The sequence below is a fragment of the Pseudomonas sp. DC3200b2 genome (genome assembly GCF_049895785.1).
GTDB lineage: Bacteria > Pseudomonadota > Gammaproteobacteria > Pseudomonadales > Pseudomonadaceae > Aquipseudomonas > Aquipseudomonas massiliensis.
Window position 1 is genome coordinate 286,453 of sequence record NZ_JAFCTA010000003.1, and the last position, 20,028, is coordinate 306,480.

The window sequence follows — 20,028 nt, forward strand, 5'->3', positions numbered from 1 at the left end:
GTCAGTCGCGCGATTCCTGGATCTGCGTCGGTACCTCGGTGGACGGCGGCAGCGGTTGGCCCAAGGCAAGACGCATGGCGGCGATCTCCTGTTGCTGGTCCACGATGATTTCCTGGGCGATGCGCTTGAGCTGTTCGTCGTGACCGTACTTGAGCATGGCCACCGCCATGTCGATCGCGCCCTGATGATGCGCGGTCATGGCCTGGACAAAGTCCTGGTCAACCTTGCCCGTGGAAGGCGCTTCCATGCCTTGCATCATCCTGTCCATGGCCGCGGCGTTGTCATGGGTGTAAGCCGCGAGGGAGGCGGACGAGGCGGCCTCCGCCGCTGGCGCCGGGCGGTGCCGGGCGGCCATGCCGGTATCGGCCAGGACGGGGCCCAACCAGGCCATGGTGATCGCCAAGACCAGTGTTCGCACCTTGGGTGAAGCGTAACCTTTGCTCGCCATTGTGAAAGATCCTAAAGCGTGGGCACCTGAGGCAGACGCGTTGCAGCGGCGCTTATTCCCGGTCAGCCAGGAAGTGGCGCGGGGCTAGGGTCTGCGACTAGTGGCGAGGCCCAGGACCGCTCGCGTCCTCGAGCGCCTGGCCTGGCCTTTCGCAAGTTCGCCAGAACAGGCGCCTGGCGGTCAGTGATGCGGCCTCTCGAAGAGCCCGCATCCCGTCAGTTGAGGTGCGCTCGGAGTTCCGCTCCCGCTTGACGCATGGCAGCCTGGACCTCGGGCACCCGCGCCAGCGGGTTGAGCAGGCCGTAGTCATGGATCATGCCGTTGTAGCGCACGGCGGTGACCGGTACCCCCGCCGCGTCGAGTTTCCGAGCGTAGGCTTCTCCTTCGTCACGCAGTACATCCAGGCCCGCGGTTTGTACGAGCGCAGGGGGCAGGCCCTTGAGCTGCTCGGTGCCGGCTCTGAGGGGGGAGGCGTATACCTGCGCCCGCTCGGCCGGATTGGTGGTGTAGTTGTCCCAGAACCAGGTCATCATGTTTCGGGTAAGGAAGTGGCCTTCGGCGTATTGCTTGTAGGAATCGGTATCGAAACTGGCGTCGGTGACGGGCCACAGCAGGAGTTGGAAGCGGAGCCTGGGTGCTGCCTTTTCCTTTGCCATCAGGCTGACTACAGCGGCCATGTTGCCGCCAACGCTGTTCCCCGCCACAGCGAGCCTTTGACCATCGACATTGATCTCCTGGCCATGTTCGGCCACCCATTGAGTGGCCGCGTACGCCTGGTTGATGGCCGTGGGGTAATGCGCTTCAGGCGAGGGGGTGTAGTCCACGTACACGGCTACGGCGCCAGAGGCTACCACCAGGTCACGGATCAGACGCGCATGGGTGGGGTAATCGCCCAGCACCCAACCGCCGCCGTGGAAAAACATGAAGGCCGGCAGTTCTCCCTTGGCCTTTTCCGGTCGCACCACCGTCAGCTTGAGAGGGTTGCCCTCGACAGAGATGGTCCTGTGGCTCACTTCGATACCTGACATATCGACCTGGACCGACGTCTGGGCTGCCGCCAATACCGCACGCGCCTCGCGTGGGCTCAGTTGCTCCAAGGGCTTGCCGCCCCCAGCGGCGAGGGCATCGAGGAACGCCTGGGTCTGATGTTCAGGCATGGGGCTGCTTGCCATGGCAGAGCCTACGGAGAGCGCGATCATCGTTGGCACCGCCTTGATTACTGTGGTCATCTTCATTCCTTGCAGGTGATGTAGAGGTGTCATGAACGCTGGACGTACCCGGCGCTCACACCAGTCGCGAGCCGCCGTCCACATTGAGGGTGGCGCCATTCATGAAGCCATTGCTCATCAGGAACACCACTCCCGCGCCCACTTCTTCGGGGCGGGCGAGGCGATGCAGCGGTAGCTTCTGTTCGAGGGCGGCGACATAGCCGTCCCGGTCTTTGCCCAAGGTCTTGACCAGAATCGGGGTATTGGTCGGGCCGGGGGAAAGCGCATTGACCCTGATGGGCGCCAATTCCAAGGCCAGGCCCCGAGCCAGGGCCTCCATGGCCGCCGAGGCCGCCGCCAGTACCGAGGTTCCAAACGCGTTGGGCCTGTCAGCCAGGGCACCGGAGATCAAAGTCACCGAGCCCTCGGTGGACAGGCGGTTGCCAAGCGCCCTGAGGGCATGGATAGCGCCCCAGACGCGTTCATCGAACGCACGTTGCAGATGGGCAAGGTCCGCTTCGAGGGTTTTACCAGCGACGAAGGTGCCTGCCAAAAGCACCAGGTGATCGACCCGCTCCAACTCTTCCAAAGCAGCGTGCACCGACTCGCTTTTGGTGATGTCAGCCGCGCGCCAACCTGCAAAGCCCTGCTCGGCGGCAACCTGTTCAGCCCGGGCCGCTTCATAACCGACGACAATGACCTGGCCGCCGGCCTGTTTTGCCTGGATCGCCGCGGCCAGGCCAATGCCGGAAGTTCCACCAACGATAACTATTGTCTTGCCTTCCAATGTATGCTCGATATTAGATATTGATGTAATGTTCATGGTTTTCCTCATTATTGTGGCGGGATGAACGAGCGTGCTCTGTATGGAATTCATGTGACTAATGTTCAGGCGGGTCGCGCAGCCATTCGTTAACGGCTATCGCGAAAGTGTCCACGTCGGCGCCGGACCCGGTAATGATCCACTTCAGGGCTACAACGTCTTCGGGAACGAAGATCACACCAAAGCCCTTGAGACGCGGATGCAAATAGTCGGCATCTTTGGTTGCCGCCTTCTTGCCCAGCAATAACCCGGCGCGCGCAAGTGCCAGGTTCCCCAGGCCTATGCCTGATATAAGTTTGCGGGCCGCATCGAATGTTTGAAGGGTGGCGATGACATCAGCGTTTTCACCTAAAAGGTCTATGCTTCCGTTACCGTCCATGACCGCGACCGCGTCGAAGCAATGGCTGTCCAGGGCGCTCAATTGCTCGATACTGCTCGTTTCACCGCTCGCGGTAGCCTCCAGGCAAGGGCCTACGGAATAGACGCTTAGTTTCAGTTCTTCCCGCCATATCCGCATGCAGGACGATAGCGTGGCGGCGTTCAATCGCCGTGGCGGTATGATGATCGCCAGATTCTTCATAAATATGTCCTGGCCGCGTCGCCTGTTTCGGGCAGCGCTGATGAAAGAAGTAAATCCCGCCATTCATTGCCTGCAGGGTTTGAAACAGCATTGACGAGTACTTGCAGCAGATACAGCCCGCACGGGAATTAGCACCTGAACAGCAGCGATTTAAATGGCCCGAAGCCGCGCAGGCAGCGGCCTGAAGGTATTTACGCTCCATTTGTTCAGCTCTTGCGCTCTGCGGGTGCTTTTCTTCATCCAAGGATGGAAATAGGATCTGCGCTGGATGAGCATCGATGTGTAGGCCTGCCAGGCTAGTCGATGCTCAAGCCCACAACGCGTTGCGAAGAAAAGCCAAAGGCGTTACGTGAGGTAATATATGAACAGGGCAGTGAACAGCATCGGGCAGCACGCCAGTTATAGTCAGATAGACGTTCGCTTTCGTACCGAGCCGCCGTTAGTGTGCGAGGAAGTGAAGGGTATTCTTGAGCAGCTGGCATCGATGCCAGGATGTTCGGACTATGCGCTTACATCTATCGCTCATGGCGCTTTCCATTGGTCCGCGCTCGGCCTCTGGACCGACGAAGAAGCGCGCGCGCGCCATTATGCTAGCGAGGCGCTACAGAGCCTTTTCGCCTGTCTTGTTCAGCGCCATGCGAGTTTTATCCTGTGTTCTGAAGGAGCCTGTCCAGCCACGCCTACAGCGACGTGGGCGCCGCGGCGGTCGCCACGATTTCATCCCAGGGCGTGACCGCGGGAAACACCTCCTGCAGGAATTCCAGAAACGCCTTCACATTCGGGCTGCCTCGCCGGCTTTCGGGCCAAAGGGCGGTGATGACGAACCGGTCCACGGCATATTCGGGGAATACCGGCACCAATTCCCCTCGCTCTACATAGGGCGCGGCCACATAGGTGGGCGAAATGCCGATACCGCCGCCAGCGGCCAATACGGCCGCGACCGCGTCACTGACGTCTATGGTCATGCTGGCATTGGGCGTGATCTCCACCAGGCGATGACCCACCTGGAAGGGCCAGCGCAGCGCTTGTCCCGTGCTCTGGTAGCGGAAATTGATGCAGTCGTGCTTGGCGAGGTCCTCAAGGGTTTCCGGCCTGCCCCTGCGGGCCAGGTAGTCGGGTGAGGCGAACGTACAGATTCGGTGGGGCGCCAGGGGCCTGGAAACCAGGCGGGAATCGGCGAGGTTGCCAACGCGAACGGCTACGTCTATCCCTTGCTCGATGATGTCCGAAAATTGGTCTCCCAGGCGCAGATCCACCGTCAGCTTGGGGTAGCGTTGCCGGAAAACAGGCAAGGCCTTCGCCAGGATATTCACCCCGATGGGCAAGGGGGCCGTCACTTTCAGAATACCTGAAGGCTCCCCGCGCGAGGCCACGGCGGCTTGCTCGATTTCCTCCACCTCCCGGATCACCCGCAACGCCCGTTCGTAGATTTCCCGGCCTTCGGGCGTGAGCGTCAGAGAACGCGTGGTTCGGCTGAACAGACGCAAGCCGAAGTGTTCTTCCAGGCGCTGCACGCTTTTACTGACCGCTGAAGGCGATACAGACAGGTCCCGGGCGGCGGCGGTATAGCTGCCGAGGGAGGCGGTACGCGCGAAAGCAATGAGGCCCGTGAGCCGTTCCAGTCCAATTTGTTCTTTCATGGCACAAGAGTAACCACCCAGGGCCCTATTATCAACCTGCGGTTGTAGTCGTAGTCTGTTCCCAACCCAGCCGCTTCGGCCAATCAAGGAAACGACCATGAGCCAGCTTTCGCAAACTTCGCAGCAGCCCCTGTCCTCGCTACAAGGCACCACCACCGTCGTGATCGGCGGTACCTCGGGAATCGGCCTGTCCGCGGCCATACAGGCCAAGGCCGCGGGCTCTCGGGTGATCGTCGTCGGCTCGAACGCGGACCGGGCACGGCAGGCAGCGGCAACCCATGGTCTCGATGGCTGGCGCGCGGCGGATGTCACCAAGCCCGCCGAGCTCCATGGCGCCCTGGAAGACATCCCTCAGGTGGATCACCTGGTACTGCTGGCCGGCACCTTCGTCGCGGGAAAAACCCTCGAAGCTGACCTTGGCTACCTCGCCCGGGCCTTCGATGAGCGCATCTGGGCGTCCATCCATGCGCTCAGGGCCCTGGGGAACAGGCTGTCCAGGGCCGGCTCGGTGACCTTCATCTCGGGTTCGCTGGCAGACCGGCCCAATGCATACGGCACGGCGGTACTGGCCGCCGCCTCGGCGGCGATGGAAGCCCTCGCTCGCGGCCTGGCCCTGGAGCTGGCGCCCGTTCGGGTCAACACCTTGTCCCCGGGGCCGGTCGATACGCCCATCCTGGCCAAGGCGTTGGGTGACGCCAAAGACAGCTTCGTCGCCTCCCTCGAGGCCTCGCTTCCCCTGCATCGACTCGGCACGGCCGAGCAGGCCGGCGCCGCGGTGGTGTTCCTGATGAGCAACGGTTTCATGAATGGCGCCACCCTCAACCTAGACGGCGGCGCCCGCCTTGTATAACCCCCTCTCGGTTCGGACTCATTTCAAAGGAGCGCAAGACATGGCAACGCTGTTCGACTCACTGCAACTCGGCAACCTGACGCTGCCCAACCGTATCCTGATGGCGCCGATGACCCGCGCCAGGGGCACCCGCGAGCACGTGCCAACGCCCATGATGGCGCAGTACTACGCCCAGCGGGCCTCGGCCGGCCTGATCATCAGCGAGGCCATTGGCATCACCCAGCAGGGGCTAGGATGGGCCTATGCGACCGGATTGTGGTCCGCGCAACAGATCCGCGGATGGAAGCAGGTCACCGATGCGGTGCATGCCGCGGGCGGGCGCATCATTGCTCAGCTATGGCACATGGGGCGTGTGGTGCATCCAAGCTTTCTCGATGGCGCCCAGCCTATCGGGCCTTCGGTCACCACCGCCCCCGGCCTGGCGCATACCTATGCCGGCAAGCAACCCTATTCCCAGGCGCGCGCCCTGCCTATCGAGGAAATCCCGGCGTTGCTGGCGGATTTCGGGCAGGCGGCCCGCAACGCTCTGGAAGCCGGCTTCGATGGCGTGCAGGTTCATGCCGCCAATGGCTATCTGATTGACCAGTTTCTTCGCGACAGCGGCAATTTCCGCACCGACGCCTACGGGGGTTCCATCGAAAACCGGGTGCGGCTGTTGCGCGAAGTCACCGAAACCGTGGCCTCGGTGGTCGGCAAGGAGCGGGTAGGGGTCAGGCTGACGCCAAGCAGCCATGACCAAGGCGTGCGTGACAGTGATCCGATACCCCTGTTCACCCACGCCGCCGAGGCATTGTCGCGGATCGGCATCGCTCATCTGGAGCTGCGCGAGCCACCGGCCGATGGCACCTTTGGCGTCTCGGAGTATCCCCCTAGCGCTGCGCTTATTCGCGAAGCGTTCAAGGGCGTGCTGATTCTCAACTCCGACTATGATCTTGCCCGAGCCGAGGCGGCCCTGGCCAGCGGGCTGGCCGATGCCATTGCCTTTGGCCGGCCCTTTATCGCCAACCCTCAATTGCCCGCGGCGCTGCAACGGGGCTTGCCGCTACGGCCCGAAGACAGAGCCACCTGGTTTACCCAGGGCGCGGAGGGCTACATCGATTACCCTGGGCTGTCTGCCTGAAGCTTGTACCCCAACTGCCCTGGCTCGTAGCCTGCCAAATAGGGGCTCGCTGGCTAAGCTCGATTCATGCCATGCTGGCAGCAGTGTTTTTCCATTGGGCTATGTTTCGGCGGTCGGGGTTACACCCTAAGGTGGCGCTGCACGATCGCCGAAGGCCTCGACACCGGGCCGTTTCAGGGGCAGGAATAAAAAGCGTCCTCTGCCGTTTTACATGGGCTGCTGCGTACAACCTTCGTGGATACCATGCAAAGGGTGCTTGGTGGATGATCAGAATCAACGACCTGGATATTTTTGTGCGCGTCGCCACTGTCGACAGCTTTTCTACCGTGGCACGCGAGTTGGATCTGTTCCCGGCCCAGATCAGCGCCGCGATCAAGCGGTTGGAATGCGAGCTGGATACTCGTTTGTTCGCCCGCTCCACCAGGAGTCTGAGGCTGACCGCCGAAGGCGAGCACTACCTGCCTTACGCCCGGGACGTGCTGAACACCCTCAATGAGGGCAAGGCAGGCTTGCAGGCCAGCGACCCGACCCTGCGCGGGGTGCTGCAGGTCGCAAGCGCGTCCGACTTCGGCCGCAACGTTTTGCTTCCCTGGCTGATCGATTTCCGGCGCACGAACCCCGGCGTTACGCTCAGGGTCTCGCTTTCCGATCATGTTTCCGACATCTTCAAGGCGCCGGTGGACGTGGCGGTGCGCTATGGCACCGTCCAGAACGCCGACTTCGTTTCCTTGCCGCTGGTGCCGCACAACCGGCGTGTGCTGGCGGCTTCGCCTGCCTATCTGGAGCAGCGTGGGCGGCCCACGTGCGTCAAGGAGCTCTCCTTCCATGCCTGCCTGCGCTTCCACCTCAACGGAAAACTTTATGATCGGTGGCTGTTTCCCACTGACAAGGAGCCGGACTCTGTGATCGTGGACGGGCCAGTGCTCAGCGATGACGCCGACGTGATCCGGCGCTGTGCGATCGCGGGCGAGGGCATACTGTACAAATCCTGGCTCGATGTGTGCCAGGACGTACGCGCGGGCCACTTGGAGGTGATATTGCCGGAGGTGGCCGGCGAGCCGTACCCACTGAACTTCGTATGCCCCCATCGCAAGCAGTTCACCCCGGCGATACGCTCGCTGTACAGCTATCTGAAGGTTCGCTGCGAGACCTTGCTGGCTGCGGACGCGGCTCAGGTACAGGCCTGCGCGGCTCATCGCGCCAGCCGCGCAACCGAAACTGGAGAGCGTGATGTCTGAACTCAAAGTGGCTGTGGCGCAATGGCCCGATGGATTGTGCCCCGGCGACAGCGTCTGGAAAAGCATCGTCGCCGAAGTGGCTGCCCTAGCTCCGGACGTGCTGGTCACCAACGAAATGCCCTTTGGGCACTGGCTGGCTGAAGCCGAGCGCTATGACCCTGAGCTTGCCCAGGCCTGCGTGTCTTTGCATGAGGAAGGCCTGGCGGCCTTGGCCGGGCTGGGTGTGCCCGTGGTGTTCTCATCCAGGCCGGTATCGGGCAGGCTCACTTTGGCAAACGAGGCGTTCGCTCTGGTCAAGGGGCGCTATCAAAGCCTCCATCAGAAGCATTATTTTCCCCAAGAGCCGGGCTTTTACGAGCAAGCCTGGTTCGAAGCGCAAGTGCCCGGGTTCGAGGTGGCCGAGGTCGCGGGCATGAAGGTTGGGGTGCTGTTGTGCACGGAGCTGATGTTCAACCGGCACGCGCTCGACTATGGGCGTGCGGGCGCTCAGTTGATCATCTCGCCCAGGGCGTCGGGCATGGACCATCGGAACTGGGAAGTAGCCTGCGCCATGGCGGCCATCGTATCCGGCGCTTACCTGGTCACCGCGAACCGCACGGGCATGGCTCCGCGTGGGCAGGCATTCGGCGGCCGGGGCATGGTGTTTTCACCCCAAGGCCATGAGCTGGCTCCAGCGACTGCGCGCGATGGCCTGATTCTTGGCTATACCTTGGACCTGGCCGCCAGCGAAGCGGCCAAGGCAGCTTACCCCTGTTACGTCGAGATTCCGGCAGGCTTGAAATAGCAAGGAAGTTAAAGGTAGGGCTGTGACGCCTTACCGGTTTCACTTCCAAGCGTTCAGGACCGGCAATAGCCTTCCCCGGGCTGAACGATCAGGCAGGTTTTCTTGTCGGCCAACCATTTCAAGCCTGTGGCTTGGCCATCCCCTGCGCGCAAGGCATGCGGCCCATCCTCGCGGTTGAACACGATGCCTTCAGGGCTTGCCTGCCCTTTGAATGTGCCAGCCTGGGCGGTGTCCAGACCGTATTGCATGTGAAGGATATAGTGGCCGGGCCCCGAGGCTGGATCGGCGCTGATGGTCAGATTCAACCCCTCGACACCGGTCCATTTCCCGAGCCACTGGTCCGTAACCCTGGAATCGACGGGTTGGAAGGCAGTCTCGACTTTCGGTACCGGCGTATGAGGCGCCTTGGGGGCCTGTTCCTTGTCGCAACCAGCGAGCAGGGTGGCTGCGGTGGCGAGTACAGCGAGCGCTTTATTCATGGTTCATCAGAGTGGCAGTGCTGGTTTAGGTTCATTTACGCCAGGAGCCGCATTCAAGCAAGAGGAACCGAAGCGTCCCTGATGCTGGCTATTTACTACCGACAGCTTGCCAATCCACTCTGTTTTCGAAGTCAAACCCCGCTCGGCAGGTGACGGCAGCGCTGTAACGGAAGGTTTGACGCGCCCTTCGTCGCTGTAGTCAGGAAAACATTGGAGTTAGCGGCGGCCAGGCCGATAGAGCGTGCATTCCATTACTGTCTCACGCGCCACCCGAGGTAAGCTGATGAATCCTTCCCCTTCATTACGCCTGCGCGACTTGTCCATCGCCAAGAAACTTGGCCTGGGCTTTGCCTTTGTCCTAGGCATGGTCGTCCTGGTGTCCATCCTGGGCTACCTTACGGCCAATACCTTTATCGGCCGAGTGAACAAGACAGCCTACAGCGGTAGCCTGCAGGCCGCGCTTATCGAACTTCGCCTCGGTGAAAGCGAATACATGCGCAGCCCCAGCTCGCAGGAAAGCGCCGAGCAGAACACCCGCCTGGCCAACCTGGACCGGGACCTGGAGAAGGGCCTGGCTCTGTTGTCCAAGCCTCGGAACGTGGTCAAGCTCAAGGAAATTCAGCAAGAGCTGCGCGTGCACAAAGCAGGCTTCGATACCCTGGTCAAGGCGAATGAAACCAGCGCTACCACTCAGGGCCAGTTGAGCGCCGTATCGGACAGGGTCAGCAAGACCTTCGAAAAAATGTTCGAGACCGCCTTCAGCGACGGTGACCTGTCGGCTGCGCAGCTTAAGGCCGTAGCTGAACTGCGTGCCCAGATGGTCGCGGCGCGCCTGGCCAACCGGCGTTACCTGGGGCAGCCCGACGAAGAAAAGGGCGCCGCGGCCTTGAAGGCCATCGACAGCCTGACTCAGATGCTGCAAGCAAGCCAACCCCATGAAGATGCCGAAATCGCGGCCCAGATGACCGGCGCCGCCCAAGATGTGGTCCAGTACCGCAACTTCTTCCAGGGCATCATCGAGCAAACCCGCGCCGCCCAGGACGCTGAGGCCAAGCTGGCCCAGCACAGCCAGAAGCTGGCGCAGCTGGTGAACGACCTGATCGAAGCGCAGGCTGTCACCGCCCTGGAGGAACGCAGCAGTGTGATGGTCCAACTGTTGATAGCCGTGGCGTTCGCCCTCCTGATCGGCATCGCGGCCGCCGTCGTCATCACCCGCCAGGTTACGGTACCGCTGCGTGAAACCAGCGCCATCGTCAAGCGTGTAGCCAGTGGTGACCTGCAGGTGGAGGTCAAGGTCGATCGCCAGGATGAAATGGGCGAACTACAGGCCACCATGCAGCACATGGTCGGCAACCTGCGACAGCTGGTAGGCGGTGTGTCCAATGGCATCACCCAGATCGCCACGGCGGCTGAAGAACTTTCCGCCGTAAGCGAGCAGACCAGCGCGGGCGTGAACGCGCAGCGCGCCGAGATCGACCAGGTTGCTACCGCCCTCAACGAGATGGCGGCCACCGTGCAGGACGTGGCCCGCAATACCGCCACGGCCTCCGGTTCGGCGAGCCTGGCCGAGAGCAAGGCCCAGCATGGCAGCGAAACCGTCAAGCGCGCCGCCGCCGAAATCACCCTGGCGGCCAGCGAAGTGGATGCACTGGGTGAAGCCATGGAGCGCCTTGGCCAGTCCAGTACTCAGATTGGCAGCGTCATTGACGTGATCAAGGCGATCGCCGAGCAAACCAACCTGCTGGCCCTCAACGCAGCGATTGAAGCGGCGCGCGCCGGGGAACAAGGCCGCGGCTTCGCGGTGGTCGCCGACGAGGTGCGCTCGTTGGCTCAGCGCACTCAGGAATCGACCAAGGAAATCAGCGCGCTGATCACGGCATTGCAGGAAGGCACCCGCACCGCCAGCGACATGATGACGTCCAGCCGGGAACGCACCCTGGGTACGGTACGCCTGGCGCAGGAAGCGGAAACGGCCCTGGACGCCATCTACCAGGCCGTTGCCGACATTCAGCAGCTCAACCAGCAGATCGCTACCGCGGTGGAAGAGCAAAGCGCGGTGACCGACGAGGTGAACCGCAGCATCGTCAACGTGCGGGACGTGGCTGAGCAGTCCGCCTCAGCCTCCGAAGAGGCGTCCGCCTCCACGGCGGAGCTGGCCCGCCTGGGTAACGACCTGCAACGTACCATCGCCTCGTTCAGAGTATGAGGCAGCCGGGCGTGGGAGATCTCCTCTTCTACGCCACGCTTCCCTGGGCAGCACTGCCAAGCGGCAGCGCTGCCATAAGGTAGCGGCCTTCGGTTCGATCAGGGCGCCCTCAGCGGACCTTGCAACTGAAGCTGATCATCGCCAGCGGCTAGCCTGCTGTCCGGCCTCAGTCCTTTCCGGTGCCACGGAGTGCGGTTCGGTTGCTGCCCTTCGAGGGACCTGGATTGGCCGGCGCTTCGTCGATGGCGCCGTCCTTTTTGCCGGCTTGAACCATACTGGACGAATGGGCCGTAGAACCCTGGACAGGGTGTTCGAATTCGACGATAGCCATCGATCTTGCAGTCCAGTGGCCCTGAGCGCTGGTAGCCCGCTCGAATCCCGCGGTGCTGCGGACAGCTTCACGCCTGGACTGACCCGTGCCGCCACTGGGTAAGCAGGCCAACCTGAGCATGCGGACCTTACCGATATGAGTATTCTGCGCGATACCCGGCTATCCCAACGGTTGCTGATGGCGTTTCTGGCCTGCGCTCTGATAACCCTGGCCGTGGGCCTCACTGGATGGTCAGGCATGGGTACCCTGGGTCGCAACCTGGACGCCATCGTCTCCAACAACGTTGTGTCCATCTATAAGGCCAGCAACGCGCGCGCCAATAGCGTGGCGCATTACCGCGACCTGCACCGCGCCCTCCTGTTCAAGTACATGGCGACAAGCGCCAACGGGTATAGCGAGGCGGTGGCCTCCATGAAAGACAACCAGGCGGAGGTAGAGCAGTTATTCAAAGAATATCTGCAAACGCCGCAAGCCGATGATGAGCGCCTGGCCAGCGAACAGTTCGAGAAGGCTTGGCCTGTCTATATACGACTGGCGAATGAGGTAATCGCTAAGGTCGAAGCCGGCGACCTGAGCGGCGCCACCCGGTTGTTCGAACAGGAAGTAGCCCAAGCGTACAAAGCCGTCAACGATGCGCTCAAGATCATAGTGGCGTCCAATAACCGGCAAAGTGGTGAAGCGGCTCAAGGCGCGGGCGCGGATTCGTTCAACGCCAACCTGACCCTTATCTGCGGAGTGGTTATCGCATTCCTTGCCGCCATCGGACTGGGCCTGATCATTACCCGCTCGATCACCCGGCCGCTCGCCAGGGCGGTGGAGAGTGCCAACCGGGTGGCTGCCGGTGACCTTTCCCGGCCAATGGAAAGCGGTGGGAAGGATGAAATCGGTTCGTTGCTCAAGGCCATGGATGTCATGCAGGGTAACCTCAAGACCACGGTGCGGAACATTGCCCAGGCGGCTGACCAGCTGGCGTCTGCTTCCGAAGAGCTCAACGCAGTGACCGAGGAAAGCTCGCGGGCACTGGTGAGACAGAATGACGAGATCCAACAGGCTGCCACAGCGGTCAATGAGATGACCTCGGCCGTGGAGGAAGTGGCGCGTAATGCCGCCAGCACCTCGCAAGCCTCCGAGCAAACCAGCCGTAGCGCCGCCCAGGGCCGTGATCAGGTACGCAATGCGGTGGCCTCCGTAAGCGCCATGGCCGACGAGATCACCCAGTCCACCGACAAGGTGGAAGTGCTCGCGTCCAGGGTCGAGGACATCACCAAAACCCTTGAAGTGATCCGCGCGATTGCGGAGCAGACCAACCTGTTGGCCCTCAATGCCGCCATCGAGGCCGCGCGGGCCGGCGAGCAGGGGCGGGGCTTTGCCGTGGTGGCCGACGAAGTCAGAGCCCTTGCCCACCGCACCCAGGCCTCCACCGCCGAGATCGAAAACATGATGAACCTGATGCGCGCCGGCGCCGAGGAAGCCGTCACCGCGATGACCAGGAGTAGGAACCTGGCCTCCACGACTCGGGTGCAGGCCGTCCAGGCGGAGGAAGCCCTGGATGAAATCACCGAGGGGGTATCGGTCATCAATGAAAAGAACCTGGTGATCGCCTCGGCCGCCGAGGAACAGGCTCAGGTGACCCGTGAAGTGGACCGTAATCTGTCCACCATCCAGGAGCTTTCCTCACAGACCGCAACCGGCGCCCATCAGACCAGCGCCTCCAGTGCGGAGCTATCGAAGCTGGCGGCGTCTTTCAATGTTCTCGTGGCCAGGTTCAAGGTATGAACGGATCGGCGAGCGAGCGGCTTCAGTTTTTCTTGCGCAACAGCTTGTTCAGGTGGTAATTCAGGCTCAGCAAGTCCTTGGGCCGCGGCTTGTAGTGCGTCTTGTTTCGTTGCGAAGGGTCTGCCACGGTCATGCCCGAGGTGTAGTAATAGAGCGCGATAGACCTGCGGGTCACATGCTCGGGCGTGGTCAGGGGCTCCGGGTGCCCATGGTTGCTGTCTTTGTCGGTATTGAAGATGACGCAGCGGTTGTAGATCGGCAGGATCTTCTTCAGGCAGGTTTTCATGTCGGGGCTCCACAATTCCAGGTTGCCGCCGTATTCCTCCCGCCAGTCTTGATTGAGGTAGATGATGATGTTGATCCTGCGCTCGATCTTCAGCTTCTTGTTCAGCCTGAAATCCGAGTGCACGCCGAGGAAGCCCCCGCTTTTGGTTTCATGCAGCCCACCGCCAGTGAAATAGGGGTCCGGGATCAACCCCTGGATGCCGGTGAGGCTTTCCAGGAAAAGCAGCATGGGGGCCGAATTGAACGCATTGAACACCGCTTTCAAATGGGCATCGCATTCCAGCGGGCTGATCTGCCGCTTGCTTTGCCCTTTGTAGCCGCGCTCATAGAGCATCTCGTTGTGGGTGGGCTCTACCGGGAAGTGCGCACAGAGGCTGGCGATCAGATCCTCGTGCAGGAAGTTGTCCAGCACGATATGTGGAAAGGGCGTTGCCTCGTTGTAGCGCGAGTTCAATGATTGGCCCCAGGCGGTGGCGGCGTTGTGATCGAAATCAAGCGCTGGGAGCGTAAGCGGTAAGGCTTGTTCGGTAGGCTGCATCGGGGCTCCGGTAGGGCGGACTGAACGCCAACGGAGGAGGGCCGCCGTTGGGCCGTGGGGTGAGCAGGCGATTCTAGCGGTTGGCGTGAGCTGGGCTCAAGGCATGGCTTTGGCGGCCCCGGCCAGTTCGAGGCGGCCAGGCGTCGAAGGCTGGTGCCCAGCCCTCCTCGGTGCCCTGGCGATGATATGCCTTCGCAGCGCTCCGGCTTCTGATCCCTGGCTGTCGCCGTTGTGGCGCCTACCACAACGGCTCCCGGAACCGGTCGTCTCAGGGTTTGGCGTTCAAGCCCAGGGTTGAGGTTTCATTGAAGAAGTTCCAGGGCTTGAGGAGCACGTGCACCCATTCCGTCGGCATGACGGGCCACTCCTCGGCACGCGCGACATGGGTAGTGCCAGTGGTCAGCCATACGACGTCATCAGTGTTTTCGATCGACTGATTGTCAGCCGTGTACAGACCCAGCCCTGCGTCCTTGGCCGAGCGGTTCGGGTATTGGCCTTCAGGGTAGCGCTCCTTGGGACTGTAGCGGGTCACCGAGATCTGTTTGTCCATGAAGTTGAGGCGGTGATACAGCCACTCATCGCTACCGAAGTTCGCTCCCTTGGCCACTGGATGGGTGCCCCCGGCATAGGGAATCAGTTGGTAGGAAACCGGATAGCCCATCTTGTTTTCCTTGCCTGGGTTGCTGAGCAACCGAATGGTCGAGGGGTCGAATTTCTGCGCGGCCTGGCGTTCGGTGCTCACGACCTGCTGATCGATCTGCATGGTGCTGGTACGGGGGCCTTCACGGTCGTTCTTGGCCACTATCGAGTTGAGTTCAACCAGCGAGTTGTTTTCACCGTCCACGTCCAGGCGGAAGTTGTAGATGTGTTGGTGGGTGGTGCCGACGATGTTGTGGTCGATCAGCGTGCCATAGCGGGTATCCTCCTTGGCGGTAGCATCGTGAATGGTCGTGGACTTAACGCCCTTGACCGCTTCGATTCCGGTGGCGCCGGCATCGATGCCGATCACACCGTTTTCCTGGAAGACCCAGTCGAAGATGTAGTCATAGTTGCCTACCGTGCTGATCCAGCGCACCACCAGTTCCCGGCGCTCGGTGCTGATGTTGGGGCGGCCCATTTCCTGATGCTTGTATTCAGGCCCAGCGTAGCGCTCGAAGATGGCCATGGCGCGAGGAATTGTCGGTGTCCGGTTTTGTAGGCGGCCAGTCCACTTTGCTTCGACAGCGCGATAGTCCGTACATACCAGCGCCCCGTCACGCACCTTCTCTTCGCCGCATCCAAAGCACGTACCAAAGGTGCCGGACTCGCTGATGGGGACAACACGCACACCTTCAATGAACATTGGCTGTCGTCTTTCATCACTTTGACTCCCTCTGTTGTTGCCTGTGGAGCTGATGGTGGACAGGGTGACCGTCGCCCTGGTTAACAGCAGCCCCAAAGCCCAAGAGCGCGGTAGCCGCTTTTCGTCACTCAATCAGCACTTGAATACGGGCTAGCACATCGTCCATCACAACCTCGGGGACCGACTCCACGCGCTTGGCGCCTCGGGCCTCAAGGTCAACAGTGCGGATTTGATTGCACAGCACGACGCCTTGCGTCTCGGTGCCTGAACCGTTCAACGGCACAGCAAATCCTGCATAGCGGGCAAAATCGCCGCCTTGGGTGATAGGCGCAGTCAGGACCAAGCCTGAAACGTTGAAGGCCACAGGGGAAATAATCAGGGCGGGGCGAAAATCACCCTGCTGCTCACGGCCAGCGGTAGGGTTCAAGTTCAGGCGTACAATATCGCCCCGGTTGAATTTGGCCCGCCTCACACTTCACGTCCGACTGCTGGCATTGAGTTCCACGTGGCCAATTCGGCAGGCTCCGGCGCGTTCAAATCGCACTGTGCCATCAAGTCAGCCAAATGGTAGCGCGGCTTAGCCTTCACAGGCTTGAGCGTCATGGCTTCGGCAGCCGAATCTACATTGAGCAGCAGCACGTCACCGCTGACCAGACTCATCTGCTTGAGCACGGTAGACGGCAGGCGGATGGCCGCGCTGTTGCCCCATTGCTGAATTTTGACTTCCATAAACACCTCCAAAGCGTTTACACATTGTAGATACATGGTGCGGAGAGAACAAGCGTTTGTATAAACATAGTATCTACTCTCCACCTCAAAAGCCTGCCGTATAGTGCCTTGATCTACATAAGTACGGCTTCGATTAATCTAACTCGGCATGGCCCAAGAATTTCCGAAACCCTCCTTGACGGGCCGGGGCGACTGAGCTCTCCGGATAGCGCATGAAGGCGACCTCCCTTCTTCCGATAACTAAACTCGGGCACCGCGGTGTTTCTTTGGGGCGGGTACGATACCGACCTGCATGCCAAACGGTTTGAATACGCTATTCAACGTCTGAAGCGTAGGGTTGGCCTGGTCGTGTTCAAGCTTGCGCAGTGCCCTGGTCGAAAGCTTGCACAGGCTGGCGAACCTCTCCTGGTCCAGGCCCGTGAACTCCTTGCGGAGTTTCTGGATGGCCTTTCCAATCGTCAGTTCGCCTGTCGCCAATTTTTCCTGCACTTCGGTGAGGAGCTTCGCGCGCTCTGCCATTTCCATCAGTTCAGGCCCCGGGCACTGAGCCATTGCGGAAGGTTTCGCAAGGCTATCATTGGATGATTCAGCGTGACCTCGGGCACACCGAAGCCGCTCAACAGATCAGGTAGCGCCAGGAATCGCTGAGCGTTTGCCTTGAGCCGTTCGAACTGATCGCCGGGATTCGTCCAGTCGGCCAGGGCCCGGCAGGCCTGCAGCCAGTCCACCTGGCCCAGGTGTTCGATAGGCGCAGCCCACTTCGTGGAGCGGGTAACGCCCTCGCTGTCCATGACCATGGGCGCCAGGTCATAGATAGGGGCGAGCTTGACCCCGGCGGGTGTACGCAGGATCGACATGTTTCGACAATGATTATCCGAATTACCCAGAATCTGGTTCAAAAGATCTCTCATCAGGTATTCGGCGATCAGATCATCCACCTGATCTGCCTGGCCGACGCTCTGCCACAATTCAACCAGGCACCTGATCACCTCGGTGTGTTCCATGTAGGCGCCGGGCTCGATAATACCGGCCAGGGAGTAGATGGACTCCACCGCAGTGCGCTCGATACCGGCGTCTGTCACCGCACGGTCGAATCGCTGCATCCACAAGCTGGGTTTCGCCCCGGCTTCGAGTGCCAGACCCTCGACAGGAACAGTGTCGAGCCCGATGGCATGAGCAGCACGGTAGTAGCAGAACTCGCTGGTGAGTACGTCAAGATCACGCTGGAGGCCCTGATTGCGCGCGAACTTTACGAACCAGTGTCGGGCGACGTTGTGATCTGGTAGTACCGCATCAGGGAATATACGGCCAGCCTGATCTTCGACCAGCAACAGCTTGGGCGCTTCGCCACCTGCGCCTGTAGCCCCGCCAATGGCAGCACCTTGTTCGTAGGCATACTCCAGAAAGCCAGCCTCTCGGGCAATGACCTCATCCCGTGTGAAACCTACGACCGGCACGCCTTCGAGGTAGCCCAGGGCCTCCTTGACGCGCAGGTTTCCCACGGGTGCCAGGCCGCACCGGCCCAGCAGGAAAAGGTCCCGGTCCAGGCCCTGGGTATTCTCATGCAGCAGACGTCGCGCCAGAAATTTTCCCGCGGCGCCCGAGGGGACGATGTCCAGCAAAAAGGCAGGCGCGCTTTGTTCGAACCAGAGATCGAAGCCAAGTGGCAGGCGTGCGCTGACCGCGCAATCCAGTGGGCTATACAGATGATTGGCGTGGCTGATCACATACCCAGGTAGATAGGAATAGTTAGTCGGGCCAGCGAAGCCCACCTTGGGCAAGGTAAAGTCCAGTGCCATGGCGTCTTCCCAGGCGCCGGCCCGGTACGCCTGGATGGTCAGTCGATGTGGCGGGTAATGCATGCGGGAAACCCCAGTGGAAGTGTCCAAGAGGCATTTTAATGCCGAAAACTTGGGAAGATCCATGAATTATAGGCACTTTAATGCCGTTAAGCCCCCCGTTGGCGGGATAGATCGGCAGTAAAATGCCGAATAGACCGGAGCCAGCCTTGCTCGACCTGTGCCCCCATCAACCCCGCGTCTTTGGGCTAGGCTCAATGCAACAATCAGCGCAACGGCGGGCGGGTCCATGGGCGAAGTGGTCATCGGCATCGATTTGAGTACCACAACCTGCAAGGCCATTGCCTGGGACGGCGCGGGCAATCTCGTAGCCCAGGCCCGGGCGCCGCTGTCGCTCCAGCAACCCCTGCCGCGGGCCTATGAACAGAACCCGCACCAATGGTGGGAGGCGGCTCAGGCAGCGCTTCAAAACCTCATGGGGCAACTGGGCGAGAAGCGAGTGGCAGCGCTGGCGGTGGTCAATCAGCGTGAGACCCTGGCGGTGACCGATGCCGACGACCGCCTGCTGCGCCCGGCGCTGTTATGGCTCGACGAACGTCGCCAGGATGAGGTGGCGAGCGTCGCCGAGCGGGTAGGGCGCGCCCGGCTGCATGCCCTGACGGGCAAGCCCTATGACTGGTCTCCGGCCATCTATAGCCTGGCGTGGATGGCCAGGGCTGAACCGGAACTGTTCGCCAGGATTGCCCATGTCTATGACCCCCACGCCTGGCTAGTGCGCCAGCTCACTGGTGAATTCGCCACCAGTTGGGCCAGTGCCGACCCCTTCGGCGCATTCGACATCAGCGCGCACCGCTGGGCGCCGGAGGTGCTCGATGCGCTACCGGTTAAAGTAGCGACGCAAGCCTTCGCCCAGGCCATCGCGCCGGGGGAGGTCCTCGGTGCGGTGAGCACTGCCGCGGCGGCGGCCACTGGCCTGCCGGCCGGTACGCCGGTGGTGGCCGGCGGTGGCGATGGCCAGGCGGGTGGGCTAGGGGTTGGCATGGTGCGGCCGGGCATGGCCTACCTCAACCTCGGTACCGCCGTGGTGTCCGGACTGTACAGCGAAACACCGGCGGTAGACCCGGCCTTTCGAACGATGTGCGCCATCGATCTTCAGGGCTATGTACTGGAAACCTCTTTGCGCGCCGGCACCCTGTTAGTGAACACCTTGGTGCGGCAACTCTTCGGGCTCGACCCGGCCAATTGCCTGCCGATGTTGGAAGCGGAGGCCGCGAAGGTTGCTCCGGGCAGTGGCGGCTTGCTGTTGCTGCCGTACTGGAACGCTGTAATGAATCCCTGGTGGGATGCTCACGCGCGAGGCTGCCTGCTTGGCCTTGGACCGGAACACGGGCGCGGCGAGATCTACCGCGCGCTGCTCGAAGGCATCGCGCTGGAGCAGGCGGTGGCGACCCGGGCGGTATTGCGAGCCACCGGCGGTGCGGTTGAGCGGTTCGTGGCCATCGGCGGCGGCGCGGCCAGCCGGCTGTGGTGCCAGATCGTCGCTGACCTCTGCGACCGCCCCGTGGTGCGTGCCGCCACTCAGGAAGCCTCCAGCCTTGGCGCCGGCATCGCCGCCGCCGTGGGCGCGGGGTGGTATGAAAGCTTCGCCACCGCCGCGGCGGCGATGACCCGAGGCGGCGATATCGTGCTGCCCAACGCGGCCGAGCGGGCATTCCATGGCGAACTGCTGGCGGTGTATAGCGACCTGTACCCCACGCTACGGCCGTTGTATCCCCGCTTGGCGGCGCTGCGCAGGTAAACCGCCAGCGCCCGTTACACGACGCTCACGTTCGGCCAGTCCAGGTAGGCGGGC

At 61.7% G+C, this 20,028-nt stretch carries 16 protein-coding genes and 5 pseudogenes; 9 read left to right on the top strand and 12 right to left on the bottom strand.

Translation table 11 applies throughout. From position 1 onward, the window contains the following. Position 1: 1 nt before the first annotated feature. From ACP691_RS10715 to ACP691_RS10735, 5 genes are all read right to left on the bottom strand, one after another. The gene (locus ACP691_RS10715) at positions 2 to 448 is read right to left on the bottom strand and encodes a DUF305 domain-containing protein (RefSeq protein ID WP_426149434.1); all 447 of its coding nucleotides are present in this window, start codon (positions 446 to 448) and stop codon (positions 2 to 4) included. 215 nt (positions 449 to 663) lie between these two features. After that, on the bottom strand, positions 664 to 1,677 hold the full coding sequence (locus ACP691_RS10720) for an alpha/beta hydrolase (protein ID WP_426149435.1): 1,014 nt from the start codon (positions 1,675 to 1,677) through the stop codon (positions 664 to 666). Positions 1,678 to 1,732: 55 nt separating this feature from the next. Next, positions 1,733 to 2,479 (bottom strand): SDR family oxidoreductase, encoded by a 747-nt coding sequence (locus ACP691_RS10725; protein ID WP_426149436.1) that lies wholly within the window; start codon positions 2,477 to 2,479, stop codon positions 1,733 to 1,735. Positions 2,480 to 2,537: 58 nt separating this feature from the next. Then, positions 2,538 to 3,059, bottom strand: coding sequence for a DJ-1/PfpI family protein (locus tag ACP691_RS10730; RefSeq protein WP_426149437.1), 522 nt, complete (start codon positions 3,057 to 3,059; stop codon positions 2,538 to 2,540). A gap of 680 nt (positions 3,060 to 3,739) precedes the next feature. After that, a complete protein-coding gene (locus tag ACP691_RS10735; RefSeq protein ID WP_426149438.1) occupies positions 3,740 to 4,699 on the bottom strand; it encodes a LysR family transcriptional regulator in 960 nt (319 codons plus the stop codon). Positions 4,700 to 4,796: 97 nt separating this feature from the next. Here ACP691_RS10735 and ACP691_RS10740 point away from each other — a divergent pair, with 97 nt between their 5' ends. The 4 genes from ACP691_RS10740 (at position 4,797) to ACP691_RS10755 (ending at position 8,691) form a co-directional block, all read left to right on the top strand. Next, positions 4,797 to 5,549 carry an SDR family oxidoreductase gene (locus ACP691_RS10740; RefSeq protein ID WP_426149439.1) on the top strand — a complete coding sequence of 251 codons (753 nt, stop codon included), beginning with the start codon at positions 4,797 to 4,799 and terminating at the stop codon, positions 5,547 to 5,549. A gap of 40 nt (positions 5,550 to 5,589) precedes the next feature. Then, the gene (locus ACP691_RS10745; RefSeq protein ID WP_426149440.1) at positions 5,590 to 6,669 is read left to right on the top strand and encodes an alkene reductase; all 1,080 of its coding nucleotides are present in this window, start codon (positions 5,590 to 5,592) and stop codon (positions 6,667 to 6,669) included. 263 nt (positions 6,670 to 6,932) lie between these two features. Further along, positions 6,933 to 7,907 (top strand): LysR family transcriptional regulator, encoded by a 975-nt coding sequence (locus tag ACP691_RS10750; protein ID WP_426149441.1) that lies wholly within the window; start codon positions 6,933 to 6,935, stop codon positions 7,905 to 7,907. Further along, positions 7,900 to 8,691, top strand: a complete 792-nt coding sequence (locus ACP691_RS10755) for a carbon-nitrogen hydrolase family protein (protein ID WP_426149442.1) — start codon at positions 7,900 to 7,902, stop codon at positions 8,689 to 8,691. The genes ACP691_RS10750 and ACP691_RS10755 overlap by 8 nt, the downstream gene beginning before the upstream one ends. Positions 8,692 to 8,744: 53 nt before the next feature. Here the strand turns inward: ACP691_RS10755 and ACP691_RS10760 are convergent, their stop codons facing one another. Next, positions 8,745 to 9,170 (bottom strand): hypothetical protein, encoded by a 426-nt coding sequence (locus tag ACP691_RS10760; RefSeq protein WP_426149443.1) that lies wholly within the window; start codon positions 9,168 to 9,170, stop codon positions 8,745 to 8,747. Positions 9,171 to 9,534: 364 nt separating this feature from the next. Here ACP691_RS10760 and ACP691_RS10765 point away from each other — a divergent pair. The 4 pseudogenes from ACP691_RS10765 to ACP691_RS10780 all read left to right on the top strand — a co-directional run. After that, a pseudogene (locus tag ACP691_RS10765) lies at positions 9,535 to 10,521 on the top strand (methyl-accepting chemotaxis protein); the annotation flags it as partial. Between the two features lie 306 nt (positions 10,522 to 10,827). Next, a pseudogene (locus ACP691_RS10770) lies at positions 10,828 to 11,376 on the top strand (methyl-accepting chemotaxis protein); the annotation flags it as partial. 466 nt (positions 11,377 to 11,842) lie between these two features. Beyond that, positions 11,843 to 12,784 (top strand): annotated as a pseudogene (locus ACP691_RS10775) (methyl-accepting chemotaxis protein); the annotation flags it as partial. 102 nt (positions 12,785 to 12,886) lie between these two features. Beyond that, positions 12,887 to 13,483, top strand: a pseudogene (locus tag ACP691_RS10780) (methyl-accepting chemotaxis protein); the annotation flags it as partial. Between the two features lie 22 nt (positions 13,484 to 13,505). Here ACP691_RS10780 and ACP691_RS10785 read toward each other — a convergent pair. The 6 genes and pseudogenes from ACP691_RS10785 to ACP691_RS10810 all read right to left on the bottom strand — a co-directional run bounded on the left by ACP691_RS10785 (position 13,506) and on the right by ACP691_RS10810 (position 18,239). After that, positions 13,506 to 14,306, bottom strand: a complete 801-nt coding sequence (locus tag ACP691_RS10785; RefSeq protein WP_426149444.1) for a 2OG-Fe(II) oxygenase — start codon at positions 14,304 to 14,306, stop codon at positions 13,506 to 13,508. Between the two features lie 268 nt (positions 14,307 to 14,574). Further along, a pseudogene (gene tynA / locus ACP691_RS10790) lies at positions 14,575 to 15,486 on the bottom strand (primary-amine oxidase); the annotation flags it as partial. Positions 15,487 to 15,772: 286 nt separating this feature from the next. Continuing rightward, positions 15,773 to 16,120: a type II toxin-antitoxin system ChpB family toxin gene (locus tag ACP691_RS10795; protein WP_426149445.1), complete on the bottom strand. Its 348-nt coding sequence runs from the start codon at positions 16,118 to 16,120 to the stop codon at positions 15,773 to 15,775. Continuing rightward, a complete protein-coding gene (locus ACP691_RS10800) occupies positions 16,117 to 16,377 on the bottom strand; it encodes an AbrB/MazE/SpoVT family DNA-binding domain-containing protein (RefSeq protein ID WP_426149446.1) in 261 nt (86 codons plus the stop codon). Before ACP691_RS10800 ends, ACP691_RS10795 begins: the two co-directional genes overlap by 4 nt. Before the next feature lie 240 nt (positions 16,378 to 16,617). Then, positions 16,618 to 16,902 carry a helix-turn-helix domain-containing protein gene (locus tag ACP691_RS10805; RefSeq protein ID WP_040260884.1) on the bottom strand — a complete coding sequence of 95 codons (285 nt, stop codon included), beginning with the start codon at positions 16,900 to 16,902 and terminating at the stop codon, positions 16,618 to 16,620. Next, positions 16,902 to 18,239: a type II toxin-antitoxin system HipA family toxin gene (locus ACP691_RS10810; RefSeq protein ID WP_426149447.1), complete on the bottom strand. Its 1,338-nt coding sequence runs from the start codon at positions 18,237 to 18,239 to the stop codon at positions 16,902 to 16,904. Before ACP691_RS10810 ends, ACP691_RS10805 begins: the two co-directional genes overlap by 1 nt. 226 nt (positions 18,240 to 18,465) lie before the next feature. Between ACP691_RS10810 and ACP691_RS10815 the strand changes: the two genes are divergently transcribed. Then, on the top strand, positions 18,466 to 19,974 hold the full coding sequence (locus ACP691_RS10815) for a xylulokinase (RefSeq protein WP_426149448.1): 1,509 nt from the start codon (positions 18,466 to 18,468) through the stop codon (positions 19,972 to 19,974). Positions 19,975 to 20,028: the final 54 nt, after the last annotated feature.

Excerpts from the sequence above, each read along its gene's own strand:
- ACP691_RS10750 (WP_426149441.1), top strand. The coding sequence starts at position 6,933 with ATGATCAGAATCAACGACCTGGATATTTTTGTGCGCGTCGCCACTGTC.
- ACP691_RS10755 (WP_426149442.1), top strand. The coding sequence starts at position 7,900 with ATGTCTGAACTCAAAGTGGCTGTGGCGCAATGGCCCGATGGATTGTGC.
- ACP691_RS10805 (WP_040260884.1), bottom strand. The coding sequence starts at position 16,902 with ATGGAAATGGCAGAGCGCGCGAAGCTCCTCACCGAAGTGCAGGAAAAA.
- ACP691_RS10735 (WP_426149438.1), bottom strand. The coding sequence starts at position 4,699 with ATGAAAGAACAAATTGGACTGGAACGGCTCACGGGCCTCATTGCTTTC.
- ACP691_RS10740 (WP_426149439.1), top strand. The coding sequence starts at position 4,797 with ATGAGCCAGCTTTCGCAAACTTCGCAGCAGCCCCTGTCCTCGCTACAA.
- ACP691_RS10815 (WP_426149448.1), top strand. The coding sequence starts at position 18,466 with ATGGGCGAAGTGGTCATCGGCATCGATTTGAGTACCACAACCTGCAAG.
- ACP691_RS10730 (WP_426149437.1), bottom strand. The coding sequence starts at position 3,059 with ATGAAGAATCTGGCGATCATCATACCGCCACGGCGATTGAACGCCGCC.
- ACP691_RS10800 (WP_426149446.1), bottom strand. The coding sequence starts at position 16,377 with ATGGAAGTCAAAATTCAGCAATGGGGCAACAGCGCGGCCATCCGCCTG.
- ACP691_RS10785 (WP_426149444.1), bottom strand. The coding sequence starts at position 14,306 with ATGCAGCCTACCGAACAAGCCTTACCGCTTACGCTCCCAGCGCTTGAT.
- ACP691_RS10810 (WP_426149447.1), bottom strand. The coding sequence starts at position 18,239 with ATGCATTACCCGCCACATCGACTGACCATCCAGGCGTACCGGGCCGGC.
- ACP691_RS10745 (WP_426149440.1), top strand. The coding sequence starts at position 5,590 with ATGGCAACGCTGTTCGACTCACTGCAACTCGGCAACCTGACGCTGCCC.
- ACP691_RS10760 (WP_426149443.1), bottom strand. The coding sequence starts at position 9,170 with ATGAATAAAGCGCTCGCTGTACTCGCCACCGCAGCCACCCTGCTCGCT.
- ACP691_RS10725 (WP_426149436.1), bottom strand. The coding sequence starts at position 2,479 with ATGAACATTACATCAATATCTAATATCGAGCATACATTGGAAGGCAAG.
- ACP691_RS10715 (WP_426149434.1), bottom strand. The coding sequence starts at position 448 with ATGGCGAGCAAAGGTTACGCTTCACCCAAGGTGCGAACACTGGTCTTG.
- ACP691_RS10720 (WP_426149435.1), bottom strand. The coding sequence starts at position 1,677 with ATGACCACAGTAATCAAGGCGGTGCCAACGATGATCGCGCTCTCCGTA.